The organism is Pseudomonas sp. YNh, assembly GCF_037993085.1.
Taxonomy (GTDB): Bacteria; Pseudomonadota; Gammaproteobacteria; order Pseudomonadales; family Pseudomonadaceae; genus Aquipseudomonas; species Aquipseudomonas putida.
Genome location: NZ_JBBMRJ010000003.1, coordinates 18,403 through 33,424, shown reverse-complemented (window position 1 = coordinate 33,424; position 15,022 = coordinate 18,403). Strand labels below are relative to the sequence as shown.

18 protein-coding genes are annotated in these 15,022 nt (G+C 62.4%); 15 read left to right on the top strand and 3 right to left on the bottom strand.

All coding sequences use genetic code 11. The features are described from left to right. Positions 1–132 precede the first annotated feature (132 nt). From WF331_RS04185 to hisC, 10 genes are all read left to right on the top strand, one after another. Complete coding sequence (locus WF331_RS04185) at positions 133–942, top strand: ATP-binding cassette domain-containing protein (protein ID WP_016501329.1); 810 nt, start codon at positions 133–135, stop codon at positions 940–942. Then, positions 942–1,739, top strand: a complete 798-nt coding sequence (mlaE, locus tag WF331_RS04180; RefSeq protein ID WP_016501328.1) for a lipid asymmetry maintenance ABC transporter permease subunit MlaE — start codon at positions 942–944, stop codon at positions 1,737–1,739. Before WF331_RS04185 ends, mlaE begins: the two co-directional genes overlap by 1 nt. Further along, a complete protein-coding gene (gene mlaD / locus WF331_RS04175; protein ID WP_016501327.1) occupies positions 1,739–2,224 on the top strand; it encodes an outer membrane lipid asymmetry maintenance protein MlaD in 486 nt (161 codons plus the stop codon). Before mlaE ends, mlaD begins: the two co-directional genes overlap by 1 nt. 9 nt (positions 2,225–2,233) lie before the next feature. Then, the gene (locus tag WF331_RS04170) at positions 2,234–2,881 is read left to right on the top strand and encodes an MlaC/ttg2D family ABC transporter substrate-binding protein (RefSeq protein WP_016501326.1); all 648 of its coding nucleotides are present in this window, start codon (positions 2,234–2,236) and stop codon (positions 2,879–2,881) included. After that, positions 2,878–3,180, top strand: coding sequence for an STAS domain-containing protein (locus WF331_RS04165; RefSeq protein ID WP_016501325.1), 303 nt, complete (start codon positions 2,878–2,880; stop codon positions 3,178–3,180). The genes WF331_RS04170 and WF331_RS04165 overlap by 4 nt, the downstream gene beginning before the upstream one ends. Positions 3,181–3,298: 118 nt before the next feature. Then, on the top strand, positions 3,299–3,538 hold the full coding sequence (locus WF331_RS04160) for a BolA family protein (protein WP_016501324.1): 240 nt from the start codon (positions 3,299–3,301) through the stop codon (positions 3,536–3,538). Positions 3,539–3,561: 23 nt separating this feature from the next. Continuing rightward, positions 3,562–4,827 (top strand): UDP-N-acetylglucosamine 1-carboxyvinyltransferase, encoded by a 1,266-nt coding sequence (gene murA, locus WF331_RS04155; protein WP_016501323.1) that lies wholly within the window; start codon positions 3,562–3,564, stop codon positions 4,825–4,827. A 91-nt stretch (positions 4,828–4,918) separates the two neighbouring features. Continuing rightward, on the top strand, positions 4,919–5,554 hold the full coding sequence (gene hisG, locus WF331_RS04150; protein WP_061203535.1) for an ATP phosphoribosyltransferase: 636 nt from the start codon (positions 4,919–4,921) through the stop codon (positions 5,552–5,554). 127 nt (positions 5,555–5,681) lie between these two features. Further along, positions 5,682–7,007, top strand: coding sequence for a histidinol dehydrogenase (hisD, locus tag WF331_RS04145; RefSeq protein ID WP_016501321.1), 1,326 nt, complete (start codon positions 5,682–5,684; stop codon positions 7,005–7,007). A 2-nt stretch (positions 7,008–7,009) separates the two neighbouring features. Further along, positions 7,010–8,056, top strand: coding sequence for a histidinol-phosphate transaminase (gene hisC / locus WF331_RS04140; protein ID WP_174370917.1), 1,047 nt, complete (start codon positions 7,010–7,012; stop codon positions 8,054–8,056). A gap of 39 nt (positions 8,057–8,095) precedes the next feature. Here hisC and WF331_RS04135 read toward each other — a convergent pair whose 3' ends face one another. Further along, positions 8,096–9,280, bottom strand: a complete 1,185-nt coding sequence (locus tag WF331_RS04135; RefSeq protein WP_241799607.1) for an alkaline phosphatase family protein — start codon at positions 9,278–9,280, stop codon at positions 8,096–8,098. A gap of 139 nt (positions 9,281–9,419) precedes the next feature. Here WF331_RS04135 and WF331_RS04130 point away from each other — a divergent pair, with 139 nt between their 5' ends. The 4 genes from WF331_RS04130 to WF331_RS04115 all read left to right on the top strand — a co-directional run bounded on the left by WF331_RS04130 (position 9,420) and on the right by WF331_RS04115 (position 12,226). Beyond that, the gene (locus WF331_RS04130; RefSeq protein ID WP_016501318.1) at positions 9,420–10,070 is read left to right on the top strand and encodes a FadR/GntR family transcriptional regulator; all 651 of its coding nucleotides are present in this window, start codon (positions 9,420–9,422) and stop codon (positions 10,068–10,070) included. Between the two features lie 13 nt (positions 10,071–10,083). Beyond that, the gene (locus WF331_RS04125; protein WP_016501317.1) at positions 10,084–11,364 is read left to right on the top strand and encodes a CynX/NimT family MFS transporter; all 1,281 of its coding nucleotides are present in this window, start codon (positions 10,084–10,086) and stop codon (positions 11,362–11,364) included. A 63-nt stretch (positions 11,365–11,427) separates the two neighbouring features. Next, entirely contained in the window at positions 11,428–11,904 is a 477-nt protein-coding gene (locus tag WF331_RS04120) for a nuclear transport factor 2 family protein (RefSeq protein WP_016501316.1), read from the top strand. After that, positions 11,897–12,226, top strand: a complete 330-nt coding sequence (locus WF331_RS04115) for a GIY-YIG nuclease family protein (protein WP_016501315.1) — start codon at positions 11,897–11,899, stop codon at positions 12,224–12,226. The genes WF331_RS04120 and WF331_RS04115 overlap by 8 nt, the downstream gene beginning before the upstream one ends. Here the strand turns inward: WF331_RS04115 and yejK are convergent. Then, positions 12,186–13,193 carry a nucleoid-associated protein YejK gene (gene yejK, locus WF331_RS04110; protein ID WP_016501314.1) on the bottom strand — a complete coding sequence of 336 codons (1,008 nt, stop codon included), beginning with the start codon at positions 13,191–13,193 and terminating at the stop codon, positions 12,186–12,188. The genes WF331_RS04115 and yejK overlap by 41 nt on opposite strands. Positions 13,194–13,563: 370 nt before the next feature. Between yejK and WF331_RS04105 the strand changes: the two genes are divergently transcribed. Next, positions 13,564–13,845, top strand: a complete 282-nt coding sequence (locus WF331_RS04105; RefSeq protein ID WP_003255106.1) for an HU family DNA-binding protein — start codon at positions 13,564–13,566, stop codon at positions 13,843–13,845. Positions 13,846–13,896: 51 nt separating this feature from the next. Here WF331_RS04105 and rlmF read toward each other — a convergent pair whose 3' ends face one another. Next, a complete protein-coding gene (gene rlmF, locus WF331_RS04100) occupies positions 13,897–14,850 on the bottom strand; it encodes a 23S rRNA (adenine(1618)-N(6))-methyltransferase RlmF (RefSeq protein ID WP_016501313.1) in 954 nt (317 codons plus the stop codon). Positions 14,851–15,022 lie beyond the last annotated feature (172 nt).

The window sequence follows — 15,022 nt, the reverse complement described above, 5'->3', positions numbered from 1 at the left end:
GCTTGCCTGGCCTTGGGGCGGTGGCGTCAGCGGTGCTATAGTTCGCCGCTATTCGGCCTGGCAGGGGCGCTTGTGCCTTCCTGATGGAGGCTGGCGTCCACTAGGACGAGGCTGCACTAGCAAGGAGTCTAGATGAGTGTGGATAGCGCCTACGCGGTCGAGTTGAAGGGGGTTACCTTCAAACGCGGTTCGCGCAGCATTTTCAGCAACGTCGACATTCGCATCCCGCGCGGCAAGGTCACCGGCATCATGGGGCCATCGGGTTGCGGCAAGACCACGTTGCTCCGCCTGATGGGCGCGCAACTGCGCCCCTCCAGCGGTGAGGTATGGGTTGCCGGGCAGAACCTGCCGACCCTGTCGCGCAGCGACCTGTTCGATGCCCGCAAGCAAATGGGCGTGCTGTTCCAGAGTGGTGCACTGTTCACCGACCTTGATGTGTTCGAGAACGTCGCGTTCCCGCTGCGCGTGCACACCCAGTTGTCGGAAGAAATGATCCGCGACATCGTGCTGATGAAGCTGCAGGCCGTGGGCCTGCGCGGTGCCATCGACCTCATGCCCGACGAATTGTCCGGTGGCATGAAGCGCCGTGTGGCGCTGGCACGGGCAATTGCCCTGGACCCGCAGATCCTCATGTACGACGAACCGTTCGTCGGCCAGGACCCCATTGCCATGGGCGTACTGGTGCGCCTGATCCGCCTGCTCAACGATGCCTTGGGCATCACCAGCATCGTCGTCTCCCACGACCTGGCGGAAACCGCCAGCATCGCCGACTACATCTATGTGGTAGGCGACGGCCAGGTGCTGGGGCAGGGCACGCCTGACGAGCTGATGGGCTCCGACAACCCACGGATTCGCCAGTTCATGAAGGGCGACCCGGACGGCCCGGTTCCCTTCCACTTTCCTGCGCCTGACTACCGCGCCGACCTGCTGGGAGCGCGTTGATGCGCAAAAAATCCTTACTCGAACGTGTCCGTTTGCTGGGCCGTTCGGCCATCGACGTGCTGGCCGTGCTCGGGCGTTCGTGCCTGTTCCTGTTTCATGCGCTGGTCGGCCGTGGCGGCATCGGCGGTGGCTTCCAGTTGCTGACCAAGCAGCTGTACTCGGTAGGCGTGCTGTCGCTGGCAATCGTTGTCGTGTCCGGTGTGTTCATCGGCATGGTGCTGGCGCTGCAGGGCTACAGCATCCTGACCAAGTACGGTTCGGAGCAGGCGGTGGGGCAGATGGTCGCCCTGACCCTGCTGCGCGAGCTCGGCCCGGTGGTGACGGCGTTGCTGTTTGCCGGCCGTGCAGGTTCTGCGCTGACCGCCGAAATCGGCAACATGAAGTCCACCGAGCAGCTGTCGAGCCTGGAAATGATCGGCGTCGACCCGCTCAAGTACATCGTCGCGCCGCGCCTGTGGGCCGGCTTCATCTCGCTGCCGCTGCTGGCGCTGATCTTCAGCGTGGTAGGCATCTGGGGTGGCTCGTGGGTGGCCGTGGACTGGCTGGGCGTCTACGAGGGCTCGTTCTGGGCCAACATGCAGAACAGTGTTTCGTTCACTGACGACGTGCTCAACGGGCTGGTCAAGAGCCTGGTGTTCGCCTTCGTCACAACCTGGATCGCCGTATTCCAGGGGTACGACTGTGAGCCCACCTCAGAAGGGATCAGCCGTGCCACCACCAAGACCGTGGTCTATGCCTCGTTGGCAGTGCTGGGTCTGGACTTTATTCTGACCGCCTTGATGTTTGGAGATTTCTGATGCAAAACCGCACCCTGGAAATCGGTGTCGGCCTGTTCCTCCTGGCCGGGATCCTGGCGCTGCTGCTGCTGGCCCTGCGTGTCAGCGGGCTGTCGGCCAGCCCGAGCAGCGATACCTATAAAGTTTATGCCTACTTCGACAATATTGCCGGTTTGACGGTCAGAGCTAAAGTGACCATGGCCGGTGTGACCATCGGCAAGGTCACCGCCATCGATCTGGACCGCGATTCCTACACCGGTCGGGTGACGTTGCAGCTGGACAAGACGGTAGACAACCTGCCGACCGACTCCACTGCCTCGATCCTGACCGCCGGTTTGCTTGGCGAGAAGTACATCGGCATCAGCGTGGGCGGTGAAGACCAGGTGCTCAAGGATGGCGCGACCATCCACGACACCCAGTCGGCACTGGTGCTGGAAGATCTCATTGGCAAGTTCCTGCTCAACTCCGTTGGCAAGGAACCGAAAGAAGCGCAACCGGCTAATTAAGGAGTTTCCATGATTTCGATCCTGCGACGTGGCCTGCTGGTTTTGCTGGCGGCTTTCCCCCTGCTGGTCGTGGCCGCGCAGACGCCCCACGATGTGATTCAGGGCACCACCACCGAACTGTTGGGCGACCTCAAGGCCAACAAGGAACAGTACAAGTCCAACCCTGGCGCCTTCTACGATGCACTTAACCGCATCCTCGGCCCGGTGGTGGACGCCGACGGCATTTCCCGCAGCATCATGACCGTCAAGTACTCGCGCAAGGCCACGCCTGAGCAGATGCAGCGCTTCCAGGAAAACTTCAAGCGCAGCCTGATGCAGTTCTATGGCAACGCGCTGCTCGAATACAACAACCAGGGCATCATCGTCGATCCGGCCAAGGCCGATGACGGCAAGCGCGCCAGTGTCGGCATGAAGGTCACCGGCAACAACGGTGCCGTTTACCCGGTGCAGTACACCCTGGAAAACATCGCCGGCGAGTGGAAGGTGCGTAACGTCATCGTCAACGGCATCAACATCGGCAAGCTCTTCCGTGACCAGTTCGCCGATGCCATGCAGCGCAACGGCAACAATCTGGACAAGACTATCGACGGCTGGGCCGGCGAAGTGGCCAAGGCCAAGCAAACCGCGGACAGCTCGCCTGACAAGGAAGTGAAATGAGTGATGCCGGTGTGAGCATGGCCGAACCAGGCGTGCTGCGCCTGGCTGGCGTGCTGGATTACCGCAGCGGCCCGGGCTTGCGCAAGCAAGGCAAGGCGTTGATCGAAGCGTCTCGCGAGCCACGCCTGGTGCTGGATTGCTCGGCTGTCGAGAAATCGTCGAGTGTCGGCCTGTCGCTGTTGCTGGCGTTCATTCGCGATGGTCAAGCCGCCGGCAAGGCCTTCGAGGTGCGCGGCATGCCCGACGACATGCGGGAAATCGCCGAGGTTTATGACCTCGATGAAGTGCTGGCGAGCTGATGGCTCGCCACTGATTGAGGCCCCTCGGTCAGCGCACGCCCTCGGTGGGCTTCGCAGGCGAGGGGCTTTTTTGTATGATGGCCGACCCGTGCGCATCGGGCGCCGATTGAGGTTGAGCATGCAGGCCCTAGAAGTTAAGAGCTTCCTTGAAGAAAAATTGCCGGGATCCCTGGTTGAAGTTGAAGGCGAAGGCTGCAACTTCCAGTTGAACGTGATCAGCGACGAGTTGGCTGGCCTGAGCCCGGTCAAGCGCCAGCAGGCGATCTATGCTCACCTTAATCCCTGGATCGCCAATGGCAGCATCCACGCGGTAACCATGAAATTTTTCAGCAGCGCAGCCTGGGCTGAGCGCACCTGAGCCAACTTGGCGGCGAGACTCCAATGGACAAACTGATTATTACTGGCGGCGCTCGCCTTGACGGCGAGATCCGTATTTCGGGCGCGAAGAACGCAGCCCTGCCGATTCTGGCGGCGACCCTGCTGGCCGATGGCCCGGTCACCGTGGGCAACCTGCCGCACCTGCACGACATCACCACCATGATCGAGCTGTTCGGCCGCATGGGCATCGAGCCTGTGATCGACGAAAAGCTGTCGGTGGAGATTGACCCACGCACCATCAAGACCTTGGTTGCGCCTTACGAGCTGGTCAAGACCATGCGTGCCTCGATCCTGGTACTGGGCCCGATGGTTGCCCGTTTCGGCGAAGCCGAAGTGGCCCTGCCTGGCGGTTGCGCGATTGGTTCGCGCCCGGTCGACCTGCACATCCGCGGCCTCGAGGCCATGGGCGCGAAGATCGAAGTGGAAGGTGGCTACATCAAGGCCAAGGCGCCTGAGGGTGGCCTGCGCGGCGCGCACTTCTTCTTCGACACCGTCAGCGTCACCGGTACCGAGAACATCATGATGGCCGCTGCCTTGGCCAAGGGCCGCAGCGTGTTGCAGAACGCCGCACGTGAGCCTGAAGTGGTCGACCTGGCCAACTTCATCAATGCCATGGGCGGCAATGTCCAGGGCGCGGGTACCGACACCATCACCATCGATGGCGTCGAGCGCCTGCACTCGGCCACCTACCGCGTGATGCCGGACCGCATCGAGACAGGTACCTACCTGGTCGCTGCTGCCGTCACCGGTGGCCGCGTCAAGGTCAAGGACACCGACCCGACCATCCTTGAAGCCGTACTGGAAAAACTCAAGGAGTCCGGTGCCGACATCAACGTCGGCGAAGACTGGATCGAGCTGGACATGCACGGCAAGCGGCCGAAAGCCGTCAACCTGCGTACCGCCCCGTACCCGGCGTTCCCGACCGACATGCAGGCGCAGTTCATTTCGCTGAACGCCATTGCCGAAGGCACTGGCGCGGTGATCGAGACCATCTTCGAAAACCGCTTCATGCACGTTTACGAAATGCACCGCATGGGCGCGCAGATCCAGGTCGAAGGCAACACTGCCATCGTCACTGGCGTCAAGTCGCTCAAAGGCGCACCGGTCATGGCCACCGACCTGCGTGCTTCCGCCAGCCTGGTGCTGTCGGCGCTGGTTGCAGAAGGCGATACCCTGATCGACCGCATCTACCACATCGACCGTGGTTACGAGTGCATCGAAGAGAAACTGCAGATGCTCGGCGCAAAAATCCGCCGCGTACCGGGCTGATAGCCCGCAGGTGCAAGGATGCACCTTTCGAATTGAATGCGGCCAGGTCGATGACCTGGCCGGCAGCAGCCGCTTAAGGACCGACGTTCCAATGTTGACCATCGCGCTTTCCAAAGGCCGTATTCTCGACGACACCCTGCCGTTGCTGGCCGAGGCCGGTATCGTGCCGACCGAGAACCCGGACAAGAGCCGCAAACTGATCATCCCCACCACGCAGGACGATGTGCGCCTGCTGATCGTGCGTGCCACCGACGTGCCGACCTATGTCGAGCATGGTGCCGCCGACCTGGGTGTGGCCGGCAAGGACGTGCTGATGGAGTACGGCGGCCAGGGTATGTACGAACCCCTGGACCTGCAGATTGCCCAATGCAAGCTGATGACTGCCGGCGTGGTCGGCGCAGCCGAGCCCAAGGGCCGCCTGCGCGTGGCCACCAAGTTCGTCAACGTAGCCAAGCGCTACTACGCCGAACAGGGCCGCCAGGTCGACATCATCAAGCTGTACGGCTCGATGGAACTGGCACCGCTGATCAACCTCGCCGACAAGATCATCGACGTGGTCGACACCGGCAACACCCTGCGTGCCAACGGCCTGGAACCCCAGGACCTGATCGCCACGATCAGCTCGCGCCTGGTGGTCAACAAGGCCTCCATGAAAATGCAGCATGCCCGTATCCAGAGCCTGATCGACACGCTGCGCGAAGCGGTCGAATCGCGACACCGCGGCTGACTCCCTGCGCGCGACCTTCGCTGTCGCGTCCGTCTATCCGCGTCATAGCCACTTTTCTCGGGTGCCCGCGCGGATGGACTGGTAGCCTAGGGCGCCTGAGCATTCGCTAATAATCGAGGCCCTCGCCATGACCGTGTCCACTGCAATTGCCCGTCTCAACGCTGCTGATCCGGATTTCGCCCGACATCTGGATCATCTGCTGAGCTGGGAAAGTGTGTCCGATGACGCGGTCAACCAGCGCGTGCTCGACATCATCAAGGGCGTGCGCGAGCGCGGCGATGCGGCACTGGTGGAGTTCACCCAGCGTTTCGACGGCGTTGCCGCCAACAGCATCGATGACCTGATCCTTGGTCGCGAGCGCCTTGAACTGGCCCTGACCCGCATTACCCCGGTGCAGCGTGAAGCCCTGGAAAAGGCCGCAAACCGTGTGCGCATGTACCACGAGCGGCAGAAGCAGGACTCCTGGCAGTACACCGAGGCCGACGGCACGGTGCTGGGCCAGAAGGTCACCCCGCTGGACCGTGCAGGCTTGTACGTGCCGGGCGGCAAGGCGTCGTACCCGTCGTCGGTGCTGATGAACGCCATTCCGGCCAAGGTTGCCGGCGTGGCCGAAGTGGTGATGGTAGTGCCGACCCCACGTGGTGAGGTCAACGAACTGGTGCTGGCCGCCGCCTGCATCGCCGGCGTCGACCGCGTGTTCACCGTCGGTGGTGCGCAAGCTGTCGCAGCGCTGGCCTACGGTACCGAAAGCGTGCCGCAGGTGGACAAGATTGTCGGCCCTGGCAACATCTACGTGGCCACTGCCAAGCGCCACGTGTTTGGCCAGGTAGGCATCGACATGATCGCCGGCCCGTCGGAAATCCTCGTGGTGTGTGACGGCCAGACCGACCCGGACTGGATCGCCATGGACCTGTTCTCCCAGGCCGAGCACGACGAGGATGCCCAGGCCATCCTGGTCAGCCCGGATGCCGCGTTCCTCGACCGCGTTGCCGCCAGCATCGACAAGCTGATGCCGACCATGGAGCGTGCCGATATCATCGAGAAATCGATCAACGGCCGCGGCGCGCTGATCCAGGTGCGTGACATGCAACAGGCCATGGATGTGGCCAACCGCATCGCCCCGGAACACCTGGAGCTGTCGGTGGCCGACCCGCAAGCCTGGTTGCCGCACATTCGCCACGCTGGGGCGATCTTCATGGGCCGCCACACCAGCGAAGCGCTGGGCGATTACTGCGCCGGCCCCAACCACGTGCTGCCTACCTCCGGCACCGCGCGTTTCTCTTCGCCGCTGGGGGTGTACGACTTCCAGAAGCGTTCGTCGATCATCTTCTGTTCCGAGCAGGGCGCGTCCGAGCTGGGCCACACCGCTTCTGTGCTGGCCCGCGGCGAGTCGCTGACCGCCCACGCCCGCAGCGCTGAATACCGTATCCTGACCCAAGAGAAGGGGAACTGAGCATGAGTCGATTCTGGAGCCCCTTCGTCAAGGATTTGGTGCCTTACGTGCCGGGCGAGCAACCCAAGCTGGCCCGTCTGGTCAAGCTCAACACCAACGAAAACCCCTACGGCCCGTCGCCCAAGGCGCTGGAGGCCATGCGTGGCGAGCTGAACGACAACCTGCGCCTGTACCCGGACCCTAACGGCGACCGGCTGAAGCAGGCGGTTGCCGAGTACTACGGCGTAACCCCGGGGCAAGTGTTTGTCGGCAACGGCTCGGACGAGGTGCTGGCGCACATTTTCCACGGCCTGTTCCAGCACGATGCACCGTTGCTGTTCCCGGACATCAGCTACAGCTTCTACCCGGTCTATTGCGGCCTGTACGGTATTGCCTTCGAGCAGGTGGCGCTGGATGAGCAGTTCCAGATCCGCATCGAGGACTACAACAAGCCCAACGCCGGCATCATCTTCCCCAACCCAAATGCGCCGACTGGCTGCCTGATGCCGCTGCAGGCGGTGGAGCAGTTGCTGCAGGCCAACCGTGACTCGGTGGTGGTGGTCGACGAGGCCTACATCGATTTCGGTGGCGAGACGGCCATCAGCCTGGTGGACCGCTATGACAACCTGCTGGTGACCCAGACCCTGTCGAAGTCGCGCTCCCTGGCCGGCCTGCGGGTTGGCCTGGCGGTCGGGCACCCGGACCTGATCGAGGCGCTGGAGCGGATCAAGAACAGCTTCAACTCCTACCCGCTGGACCGTGCGGCGATCGTTGGCGCGGCGGTGGCGTTTGAAGACCGCGAGTACTTCGAGCAAACCTGCCGCAAGGTGATCGACAGCCGCGAAGTGCTGGTCGGGCAGCTTGAGGCCAAGGGCTTCGAGGTACTGCCTTCGGCCGCCAACTTCATCTTCGCGCGCCACCCGCAGCAGGATGCCGGCGAGCTGGCTGCACGTCTGCGCGAGCAAGGTGTGATCGTGCGCCACTTCAAGCAACCACGCATTGCTCAGTTCCTGCGTATTACCATCGGTACGCCAGAGATGAACCAGGCGCTGCTCGATGCGTTGAACTGACGCATGGCCGGGCGCGGTTCTTACAGGAGCGCGCCTGGCTTAATAGCTGCTCTCTTCGATAACAAATGCCTTGGCCGCTGGCCGGTTGCGCACCGCCGTCGGCGTGCCATCAAGCACCAGCACGTAATCGTTCTGCCTTTCCATCCCCTGCGGATCAGTCCATTGCCCGTCCCTGGCCGGTACCTGTGCAACCACTTGCCCGTTCTTCAGAATCGTCAGGTAGCCAGTGGCATTGCTGTTCCAGCGCAACCGTCCCTTGTGTTCATCGGCTCGAGCCTTGCGCGCACCGGTTTTACCCAGCAAAGGCGTGCCATCCAGTAGCCATTCTGGCTGCAGCGTCAGGCCCATGTGGCGTAGCACAGTGGGTGCCACCGAAGTCTGCGCGGGAAGGCCGTACAGGTTGTTGGGCCCTGGCATTTCCGCAGGAATGCTCAGCTCGGTCAGCTCCTGATTCAGCGGCTTGTTGCTGGCGATGAAGATGCTCTTTTCCTGCTCCGAAGCGCTGCCATGGCCTTTCCCCCAGTAATCGCGCCCATGGTCTGTGCTGACGATCACCAGCCAGTCTTCCTGCGGGTGCAGGCGCCGGCGTTCGTCGACCTTGTCCAGCAAATGCCCGATCTGGCTATCGAGTGTGCGCAACGCCTGCTGATAGTGATCGCCAAAGCCACTGTCGTGCCCGACCTGGTCTGCCGCATCCAGCTGAATGAATGTGAAGTCGGCGGGCGTGTTGGCAAGGATTTGCAGCGTTCGCTCAATTACCCGCGCATCTGACAAACCACTCTCGCGTACATCGGCACCATGGGCATCTTCCAGCAGGAATGCCGTGTTCAGCGGTGACCAACCCACCACACTGGACAGGTAAGCGTTGGGCATGGCCAGGCGCAGCCGTTTGAACAGGCTGGGAAACGCCGGATCTACCCGCAACGACTCGGTATCCGAGTCGACGCCATGCTTGTTGCTCCAGACGCCGGTAAGCAGCGTGACCCAGCCCGGGCCACTCAAGGTAGGCTGCTCACTGGCCCTGCCGTTGATTCCGCCAGCGTAGGCCTTGCCGTAATACAGCCGTTGATTCAGGTTGGTGGCGTCGCCCAACAGCAGGTATTGCTCCAACTGCACCCCGTCCAGCCCGATGAGCAAGGCTTTGGGGCGGCTGGGGTGTCTGGCCGGATCGCAACCCGGCAGCATTGCCAGAAACAGCATTAACAGCAGGCTCGCCAGTCGCATGTAAGTTCACCCCTGAAAAAACACTGCGAGCGTTGCAACAAAGGGTTTTGTTCACAACTGGCAGAAATACCAGGTGGTTTGCGGCGTTACCCGGCATCCAGTAAGCTGTGCCAATTCATCGGATGATTGGTTGAGTAAGATGAGCACTGAGTTGACCAAGCGTTCCCTGGTCGAACTGGCCGTGGAGCGCATGCGCGAGCGCATCGTGTTGGGCGACTGGCAAGTCGGCCAGCGTTTGCCCACCGAGCCGGAACTGGCCCTTCAGCTGGGCATTAGCCGCAACACTGTGCGTGAGGCCATGCGCGTGCTGGCGTTCAGTGGCCTGGTGGAAATTCGTCAGGGCGACGGCAGCTACCTGCGTACGGCCCAGGACCCATTGCAGGCGGTGCAGGCAATGTCCCGCTGCACCCCCGAGCAGGCCCGTGAAACCCGCCATATCCTCGAAGCCGAGGCCATTGGCCTGGCGGCGTTGCGCCGCACGGATGCCGACCTGCAAGCGCTGCGCGAGGCCCTGGCCGGCAGTGCCGGGCACTTCCACGGGAATGTCGATGCCTATGTGGCGTGTGACCTGGTGTTTCATCAGCGGCTGGTCGATGCCGCCCACAATCCGGCATTGAGCGAGCTGTACCGGTACTTTTCCGGGGTGGTGGCTGCCGCTCTTCAGCACAACATGGCGACCGTGCCCCGTTGCCAGGCCACGTTCGATCTGCATGGGCAGATCCTCGATGCCATCGAACAACGTGATGCGGAGCGGGCCAAGCGCCTGAGCCGTACCCTCATCGAATCCTGACTCCGAGAAGGCCATGGCTGAATCCATCACCCGTAACAACCCGCGCAACGAGCGGGATCTCGATGAGCTGCTGATCGACGCTGAGGCGGACGACGAGCAGGTGCAGCAACAGCCTGTGGTATTGCGGCGGCCCTGGCTGTTGTTGCTTGGCCTGGTGCTGGTGGCATTGAACCTGCGCCCTGCATTGTCGAGCATGGCGCCGGTGCTGGGGCAGGTTGCCGAAGGCCTGGGGCTGAGTGCTTCGCAGGCCGGGTTGCTGACTACCTTGCCGGTGCTGTGCCTGGGGCTGTTCGCCCCACTGGCGCCGGTACTGGCGCGGCGTTTTGGCAGCGAGCGGGTGATCCTGGGCATCCTCGTCACCCTGGCGCTGGGCATCATGGTGCGAAGCGCCTTTGGGGCCATCGGGGTGTTTCTTGGCAGCCTGATGGCGGGGGCCAGCATCGGAATTATCGGCGTGCTGTTGCCGGGTATCGTCAAGCGCGACTTCCCGCAGCACGCTGGCACACTGACCGGTGTGTACACCATGGCGTTGTGCCTGGGCGCAGCGATGGCAGCCGGTGCCACCGTACCTTTGGCCCAACATTTTGACGGCAGCTGGGCGCTGGGGTTGGGCTTCTGGGTGCTACCGGCCCTGCTGGCCATGCTGGTGTGGCTGCCGCAGGCCCGCCAGGGGCACGGCCTGCACAAGGTGGCCTATCGCGTGCGTGGCCTGTGGCGTGACCCGCTGGCCTGGCAGGTGACCCTTTACATGGGCCTGCAGTCATCGCTGGCTTACATCGTGTTCGGCTGGTTGCCATCCATCCTCATCGGTCGCGGCCTGAGCCCGACCGAAGCGGGGCTGGTGTTGTCGGGGTCGGTGATCGTGCAGCTGGTCAGCTCCCTGAGTGCGCCTTGGCTGGCCACCCGCGGCAAGGACCAGCGGCTGGCGATCGTGCTGGTCATGCTGATTACCCTGGCTGGCCTGTTCGGTTGCCTGTATGCACCGGTGTCGGGGCTGTGGGGATGGGCCGTGGTGTTGGGCCTGGGGCAGGGCGGAACCTTTGCCCTGGCGCTGACCTTGATCGTGCTGCGCTCGAAAGATGCCCATGTGGCCGCGAACCTGTCGAGCATGGCCCAGGGAGTAGGTTACACCCTGGCGTCGATGGGGCCGTTCGCGGTGGGCCTGGTGCATGACCTGACAGGGGGCTGGGCGGCAGTAGGGTGGATTTTTGCTGTGCTGGGGGTAGGTGCAATCGTGTTCGGGCTGGGTGCCGGGCGCGCGTTGCATGTGCAGGTGACCAGCGAAAAAGTTTGAGACTGGCATAAGCCATCGGGGCAGATTATCGTGCTGCTTTCGACCCCAGGACGGACCTGCCCCATGAGTGACGCCAACCGCGACCTGATCACCCGCTTCTACCAGGCCTTCCAGCGCCTGGACGCCGAGGGCATGGTGGCTTGCTACAGCGACGATATCGTTTTCAGCGACCCGGTTTTCGGTACCCTGCGCGGCAAGGATGCGGGGGACATGTGGCGGATGCTCACCACCCGCGCCAAAGACTTCACGCTGGCATTCGACAGTGTGCGCGCCGACGAGCGCAGCGGCGGCGCGCACTGGGTGGCGACCTACCTGTTCAGCCAGACCGGCCGTATTGTGGTCAACGACATCCAGGCCCGCTTTGTGATCCGCGATGGGCTGATCTGCCAGCATGACGACACCTTCGACCTGTGGCGCTGGTCGCGGCAGGCGTTGGGTGTGCCGGGTATGTTGCTGGGCTGGTCGCCACTGGTGCAGAACAAAGTACGCCTGCAGGCATTCAAGGGATTGCGCGCTTTCCAGCAGGCCCAAGGTGAGTGATGCCGTTGAGACGGTTGTTGGCAAACCCTGGTATGTCTACCTGGTAAGGGCTGCCAACGGCTCGCTGTACTGTGGCATCAGTGATGACCCGCAGCGCCGGTTTACCGCGCATCAGAAAGGGCAGGGCGCGCGTTACTTCAAGACCAGCCCGGCCCAGGCGCTGGTGTATGTCGAGCAATGGCCGGACAAAGGCGAAGCGTTGCGCCAGGAGCGGTTGGTGAAGCGGCTGCGCAAGTCGGCGAAGGAGGCGCTGGTGGCCTCCTTCAGCGGCCTTGGAGGTATCAGTCCTTGCGCCGCTTCAGCTGATCCACCAGGGTTGTAGGCAAGCCCTTGATGATCAAGGTCCCCGCCTCTTCGTCATACTCCACCTTGTCGCCCAGCAAGTGCGCCTCGAAGCTGATCGACAGCCCCTCGGCACGCCCGGTGAAGCGGCGGAACTGGTTGAGGGTGCGCTTGTCTGCGGGAATTTCCGGCGACAGGCCGTAATCCTTGTTGCGGATATGGTCGTAGAACGCCTTTGGCCGGTCCTCGTCGATCAGGCTGGACAGTTCTTCCAGCGTTACCGGTTCGCCCATTTTGGTCTGGCTAGTCGCGTATTCGACCAGGGTCTGGGTCTTTTCGCGGGCGGACTCTTCGGGCAAGTCTTCGCTCTCGACGAAGTCACTGAAGGCCCTGAGCAGGGTGCGGGTTTCGCCCGGGCCGTCGACGCCTTCCTGGCAGCCGATGAAGTCGCGGAAATAGTCCGAGACCTTTTTGCCGTTCTTGCCTTTGATGAACGAAATGTACTGCTTGGAATTCTTGTTGTTCTTCCACTCCGACAGGTTGATGCGCGCTGCCAGGTGCAACTGGCCAAGGTCAAGGTGGCGCGAAGGGGTCACATCAAGCTCGGCGTTCACCGCCACGCCTTCACTGTGGTGCAGCAGGGCAATCGCCAGGTATTCGGTCATGCCTTGCTGGTAGTGAGCAAAAAGGGTGTGGCCGCCAGTAGACAGGTTGGACTCTTCCATCAGCTTTTGCAGGTGCTCCACCGCCACGCGGCTGAATGCGGTGAAGTCCTTTTCCTCGTCGAGGTACTGCTTCAGCCAGCCGCTCAGCGGATACGCCCCGGACTCACCGTGGAAGAACCCCCAGGCCTTGCCTTGCTTGGCGTTGTAACTGTCGTTGAGGTCAGCCAGCAGGTTTTCGATGGCGTCGGAAGCCGCCAGCTCGGCGTCGCGGGCGTGCAATACAGCAGGGCTGCCATCAGGCTTTTTGTCGATCAGGTGAACGATGCAATGACGGATTGGCATGGGATTCTCGGCGAGCTGCAAAAGGCGTCAAGTTTACCCTAGACACAAGGTGATGCAGTGGCCGTATGTTGGCGGATATGTCGGTTGTTCGTTTTTTGTTCAGTTTTGTGCGTTTTAGGCTAAAACCCCCGAAAAACCTGCATTAAATCGAAGTGCGCAGCGGATATTTATCCATTCCTGTGGTAGTTTTGCGCGGTCTTGCGCCCCTCGTGTGGCGCAGTGCTGGCAGCGTGCTGTCGTCGTGTCGAACCAAACGTCGATTTACGTATCTACATACGCGATTGGCGCGGCCCTCCACTGTAAGGGGCTGGCCCGATAACGTCGTAGTTCGCTGCATAACCATCGAATTTGATAGGGAAGGAACATCACCATGGCATTGACCAAAGACCAACTGATTGCCGACATCGCCGAATCGATCGCCGCGCCAAAAGCCACCGCTAAAAACGCTCTGGAGCAACTGGGCCAGATCGTTGCCGACCAACTGGAAAACGGCGCCGAAATCACTCTGCCAGGCATCGGCAAGCTGAAAGTCTCCGAGCGTCCTGCCCGTACCGGCCGCAACCCTTCGACTGGCGCTGCCATCGAAATCGCTGCCAAGAAAGTCGTCAAGTTCGTTCCAGCCAAAGTGCTGACCGATGCCATCAACAAGTAATTGTTGAAGCATTGACAAAAACCGCGCCTGGCTTGCCCAGGCGCGGTTTTTTCATGCCTGTGATTTACGCTGGGCGTGCCAGGCCTGGCGCGCGGCGTCGTCATGGAAGCTCCAGGCGACCATGCGGCTCTGTTTCTGCCCCTGGCCCATCTCGATGATGCGTACGGCCTTGGCACCGGCCTTTTTCAACGCAGCGTCTATCCCCGGCAGGTTGCTGGCCTTGGACACCAGGCTGGTAAACCACAGCACCCGCTTGGCGTACTGCACGCTTTCGCCAACCAGTTGGGTGACAAAGCGGATTTCGCCGCCTTCGCACCACAACTCATTGTTCTGGCCCCCGAAGTTCAGCACCGGCAGCTTGCGCTTGGGGTCCTGCTTGCCGAGGTTTTTCCACTTGCGCTGGCTGCCGCGGGTGGCTTCCTCGCGCGAGGCATGGAAGGGCGGGTTGCACAGGGTCAGGTCGAAGCGGTCGTCGTCCTGCAGCAAGCCGCTGAGGATATGCGCGCGGTTGGCCTGCTGGCGCAGGGTGATCGCCTTGCCCAGGCCATTGGCCTGGACGATGGCTTTGGCCGAGGCCAGGGCCACGGGGTCGATGTCCGAGCCGAGAAAACGCCAGCGGTAGTCGCTGTAGCCCAGCAGCGGGTAGATGCAGTTGGCGCCAACGCCGATATCCAGCGCACGCACCTGGGCGCCCTTGGGGATCTCACCCGCATTGTCGTCGGCCAACAGGTCGGCGGCCACGTGGATGTAGTCGGCGCGACCGGGAATGGGTGGGCACAGGTAATCGGCGGGGATGTCCCAGTGCTGGATGCCGTACTGGGCCTTGAGCAGGGCGCGGTTGAACACCCGCACGGCTTCGGGGTTGGCGAAGTCGATGCTGGGTTTGCCATGGGGGTTGGTGATGGTGAAGCGCGCCAGGTCAGGGTGGGCCTTGATCAGGCTGGGGAAGTCGTAACGGCCCTGGTGGCGGTTGCGCGGGTGCAGGGTGGGTTTGTCTTGGGTCATGCTCGGGTCCGGTGCTGCATGTGCTGGCCAGGCGGCCGCTGTGCGGCCCATTCGCGGCACAAGGCCGCTCCTGCAGGATAGCGGCGCCCTTGAAACCGGCGCCGTGCCTGTAGGAGCGGCCTTGTGCCGCGAACGAGGGCGAAGCCCTCGCTGGTCAGATCAGCAGTGTCAA

What these genes read in the sequence shown, in the direction of transcription:
- rlmF (WP_016501313.1), bottom strand. Translation starts at nt 14,850, where the DNA reads ATGACCCAAGACAAACCCACCCTGCACCCGCGCAACCGCCACCAGGGC.
- WF331_RS04185 (WP_016501329.1), top strand. Translation starts at nt 133, where the DNA reads ATGAGTGTGGATAGCGCCTACGCGGTCGAGTTGAAGGGGGTTACCTTC.
- WF331_RS04105 (WP_003255106.1), top strand. Translation starts at nt 13,564, where the DNA reads ATGGCATTGACCAAAGACCAACTGATTGCCGACATCGCCGAATCGATC.
- murA (WP_016501323.1), top strand. Translation starts at nt 3,562, where the DNA reads ATGGACAAACTGATTATTACTGGCGGCGCTCGCCTTGACGGCGAGATC.
- WF331_RS04125 (WP_016501317.1), top strand. Translation starts at nt 10,084, where the DNA reads ATGGCTGAATCCATCACCCGTAACAACCCGCGCAACGAGCGGGATCTC.
- WF331_RS04130 (WP_016501318.1), top strand. Translation starts at nt 9,420, where the DNA reads ATGAGCACTGAGTTGACCAAGCGTTCCCTGGTCGAACTGGCCGTGGAG.
- WF331_RS04170 (WP_016501326.1), top strand. Translation starts at nt 2,234, where the DNA reads ATGATTTCGATCCTGCGACGTGGCCTGCTGGTTTTGCTGGCGGCTTTC.
- hisD (WP_016501321.1), top strand. Translation starts at nt 5,682, where the DNA reads ATGACCGTGTCCACTGCAATTGCCCGTCTCAACGCTGCTGATCCGGAT.
- WF331_RS04120 (WP_016501316.1), top strand. Translation starts at nt 11,428, where the DNA reads ATGAGTGACGCCAACCGCGACCTGATCACCCGCTTCTACCAGGCCTTC.
- mlaD (WP_016501327.1), top strand. Translation starts at nt 1,739, where the DNA reads ATGCAAAACCGCACCCTGGAAATCGGTGTCGGCCTGTTCCTCCTGGCC.
- yejK (WP_016501314.1), bottom strand. Translation starts at nt 13,193, where the DNA reads ATGCCAATCCGTCATTGCATCGTTCACCTGATCGACAAAAAGCCTGAT.
- hisC (WP_174370917.1), top strand. Translation starts at nt 7,010, where the DNA reads ATGAGTCGATTCTGGAGCCCCTTCGTCAAGGATTTGGTGCCTTACGTG.
- WF331_RS04135 (WP_241799607.1), bottom strand. Translation starts at nt 9,280, where the DNA reads ATGCGACTGGCGAGCCTGCTGTTAATGCTGTTTCTGGCAATGCTGCCG.
- hisG (WP_061203535.1), top strand. Translation starts at nt 4,919, where the DNA reads ATGTTGACCATCGCGCTTTCCAAAGGCCGTATTCTCGACGACACCCTG.
- WF331_RS04160 (WP_016501324.1), top strand. Translation starts at nt 3,299, where the DNA reads ATGCAGGCCCTAGAAGTTAAGAGCTTCCTTGAAGAAAAATTGCCGGGA.
- mlaE (WP_016501328.1), top strand. Translation starts at nt 942, where the DNA reads ATGCGCAAAAAATCCTTACTCGAACGTGTCCGTTTGCTGGGCCGTTCG.
- WF331_RS04165 (WP_016501325.1), top strand. Translation starts at nt 2,878, where the DNA reads ATGAGTGATGCCGGTGTGAGCATGGCCGAACCAGGCGTGCTGCGCCTG.